Here is a 3,657-nt window from a genome sequence, read left to right on the forward strand (position 1 = left end):
GGTTAGAACGTCTTCCGTGGTAACGGAGCTTGTGCCTAAAAGTTTTTTGGTTTCTTCTTCCAGTTTTGAATATTCGTCCGGAATATCGTCCGCCGGGCGGTGGGTGATTTCCTTGTCCATTTTAAGCGCTTCAAGCGCAATTTTTACGACATCGGGATTCTTGGGGGCGGGACATGCGCCGTATTTTCCCGCGAGCAAGTCCTGGAATTCGCCGGAAAGTTTTTTGTAGCGGCCGAACAGCACGTTAAATACGGACTGGGTTCCTACAATCTGGCTTGTGGGCGTTACAAGAGGCGGATAGCCCGCGTCTTTCTGGACGACGGCGATTTCTTTTAACACCGCGTCTATTTTATCGGAAGCGCCCTGTTCTTTAAGCTGGCTTTCAAGGTTGCTCAGCATGCCGCCGGGAACCTGACACGCCAGAATGCGGGTGTCCGCTCCAAGGAAGCTGGACTCGAATTTTTTGTAGTTCTTGCGCACTTCGCGGAAGTAGGCGGCGATTTCAAGTAACAAGGCGGTGTCAAGCCCCGTGTCGTACTCCGTCCCCCTGAAAATCTCGACCATCGTCTCGGTCGGGCTGTGGCTCGTGCCCATCGACATAGAAGAAATTGTGGTGTCAAGGATTTCCGCCCCCGCTTCGGCGCACTTGGTAAGAGTCGCCACCGACATTCCCGTCGTGGCGTGGGTGTGGATTTCAATCGGTAAATCGGTAACTTTTTTGATCGCTTTTACAAGTTCGTATCCTTCATAAGGTTTAAGAAGGCCCGCCATGTCTTTAATACAGATTGAATCCGCGCCGATGTCCACAAGCTGTTTGGCGAATTCGGCGTATTTTTCTATCGTATGGAAAGGAGTTACGGCGTAAGAAATTGTCGCCTGAATGTGCTTGCCCGTTTTCTTGGCAGCCGCCGCCGCAGTTTTAAAGTTGCGCGGATCGTTTACCGCGTCGAAAATGCGGAAGATGTCAACGCCGTCTTTTGCCGCGTACTCGACGAACTTCGCCACGACGTCGTCCGCGTAGTGCCTGTAACCGAGCAGGTTCTGGCCGCGCAGAAGCATCATTATCTTGGTGTTGGGCAGTTTCTTTTTAAGTTTTTTAAGGCGTTCCCACGGGTCTTCGTTTAAGAACCTGATACAGGAGTCGAACGTCGCCCCTCCCCAGGCTTCAAGCGCGAAAAAGCCCACTTTATCAAGCTTGTCGCAGATTGGAAGCATATCCGCAGTAACCATGCGGGTAGCGAATAATGATTGATGTGCGTCTCTTAGCACCAGATCGGTAAGTTTAACTTTAGGCATTTTTTCCTTCCTTATATAAAATAAAAATTAATGACTTTTTCTGTATTCATTAACGGCTGCGCCGATGACGGCCGTTACGTCCCCAGATTTCTGCGGGGCAGCGGCGTTGTTAACGCCCTCTTCTTTTACGAATTTTCCGATTATTTTCCCCGCCACGCTTATGGAGATTACCATTATTATCAGAAACCCAAACACAATTCCCATGCCAAGCAGGGTAAGCACTCCGCTTTGCTCCAGCATCTCAAAAATAGTCATGTTTCCTCCTGAGTATGGCTTTATCTTACCGTAAATGGATATTGAGTTTCAAGGGGTAAAAGGGATGAAATGGGCTTTTATCTCAGTTTTTTCCGCAATTTACGCCGTTTGTTCCGTTCCGATGAGGATTCTTCTTTCGCCTGCGCGGTAACTTTCTCCCCCTCGTCGGGAAGCTTCGAGGCGACAACCAGCCAGATAACGCCGAATAACATCATCAGGAAACAGAAAATCTGCCCCGTGGAAAAACTTAACAGCGGATGGACGAAGGCGGTAGGCACCGTGCTTTTTATGATTTCCAGCGGGTATCCAAGGTGCGAATCCGGTTCGCGGAAATATTCGATAATGAAGCGGAAAAAGCCGTAGCCGAGAAAGTACAGCCCCAACAGAAAACCCTTGAACGGCTTGCGGTTGCGTAAGAGCCAGATAATCGCCCAAAGAATGACGCCTTCAAAAAGCATTTCATATAATTGGGAAGGGTGACGGGGAAGGTTTACAAACGCGCCTTTTATTATGACGCCCGTTTTCTCGGCGGCTTCCCGCACCCATGTTTCGTTCGTAGGAAGTTCCGTCGCGTCGGGAAAGATCATTCCAAGCGGACCGGTCGTAACCCTGCCGTAAAGTTCACCGTTGATAAAATTGCCCAAGCGTCCGAAGGTGTAGCCGAGCGGGACGCTTGCCGCGAACATGTCGGCGATTTCGCGGAAGTTGAGGCGTTTGACCCTCGTGTAAATGACAATCGAGAGAATGCAGAATAACGCGCCGCCGTGGTAGCTCATTCCCTGCAACCCCGTAAACCTTCCGTTTTGGAAAGGCCAGAAGATGAGCCACGGTTTAAGCCAGTATGTGCTGTCGCCGTGGTAGATTAATGTCGAGAAGAGCCGCGCACCGGCGAGAAGGGATATTATTCCCCAGAAGAACATTGATGACAAATCGTCGTCCGACATGGGGAAATTACGTTCTTTAATTTGTTTCCGGTAAAAATAAAAGGCGGTTCCAAAGGCGAGTATGTACATAAGCCCGTACCAGCGCATGGGCAGGCCGGGAATTATTTCCGGTTTTAGCCATGTGGGGAAGGGGATTGAAAGAAGCATTTTTACACCTTAAAGCCCTGCGCCGCGGCGCGGGTAAGTTTCTGTTTTACAAAATTGACTTCTTTTCTTAGTTTGGAAATTTCCAGCTGCTGCGATTTTACCGTTTCGATTAAATCGCCCTGGCTCATCGCGCCGGTATGAAGCAGGTCTTCAACATAATCCATTTTGCTGTCAAAATCGACTTCCGCTTCAAGTTCGGCTTCCTGGAAACTTTCATCTATCTGTTTTGCGTCCAGAACGTACATATCTTCCGGGCTTTGCATAATTTTATCCGCGATTCTGTAAATCGCCTGGGAAAGAATCGACTGCGGCTTGTAAAGCGTTATCGGCAGACGCGCGGCAAGGGCGGTGTCCTGAATCACGTCGCGGTATATGATGCCCATGTGTTCAATTTTTAAGTCGAGGTATTCTTCGCAGGAACGCCGTATTTTCATGGCGACGTCCGCGTGTTTCGGTTCGTCCACCATGTTCATAATAAGGCGCGGACGCAGAACTTCCAGCCTTTTGATAAATTTATCGTAAGACTCGGGATCGACCTTTTTTATTTCCGGCAGTATTTTTGGAATGTAAAGTTTATGGTGGCCTGTGGCGCTTTCCTTGCGGACTTTATCCAGATAGGCGCGGGCAGGAGATCCTTCGGCATAAGTGTTGGACATCAGGCGGAACACAGCGTTTTTAAGGAAGACATAAGCGTTTAAAACGGCGGTAACGGCGGGGGCGGATACGACGATGCCCTGATTTGAAAGAAGGAAAAAATCCAAAATAGACTGATGGGTTCCCGCCCCAAGATCGATTATCAGTATGTCGGTTTCGTCCTTTAAATCAAGCATTTGTTTTACCAGAGCTGTTCTCTGCTGGATGGAAAGGTTTGCGGTTCCGGGGATTTCGTTGTCTCCCGGGATAAAGCGAAGGCCGCGTACGTCGGTGTCGGTAATAACGTCGGCAAAATTGGATTTTGGGTTGTTAAGGTATGTCCCTATTCCCATGCGGGGCGAATGGTGGCCCAAAACAAGGT

The 3,657-nt window shown here is 49.4% G+C and carries 4 protein-coding genes; all 4 read right to left on the bottom strand.

Annotated features, from left to right (window positions below; genetic code table 11):
• Nucleotides 1-1,296: pyruvate carboxylase subunit B (locus ACYVTD_RS10505; protein WP_461247726.1), on the bottom strand; the 1,296-nt coding region annotated here is incomplete at its 3' end.
• Between the two features lie 27 nt (nt 1,297-1,323).
• Nucleotides 1,324-1,551, bottom strand: a complete 228-nt coding sequence (locus ACYVTD_RS10510) for an OadG family protein (RefSeq protein ID WP_461247727.1) — start codon at nt 1,549-1,551, stop codon at nt 1,324-1,326.
• Between the two features lie 77 nt (nt 1,552-1,628).
• Nucleotides 1,629-2,642 carry a prolipoprotein diacylglyceryl transferase gene (gene lgt, locus ACYVTD_RS10515; RefSeq protein ID WP_461247728.1) on the bottom strand — a complete coding sequence of 338 codons (1,014 nt, stop codon included), beginning with the start codon at nt 2,640-2,642 and terminating at the stop codon, nt 1,629-1,631.
• Between the two features lie 2 nt (nt 2,643-2,644).
• On the bottom strand, nt 2,645-3,657 hold a 1,013-nt coding region (locus ACYVTD_RS10520; protein ID WP_461247729.1), incomplete at its 5' end, for a P-loop NTPase family protein.

Source organism: Treponema sp. R6D11, assembly GCF_054786075.1.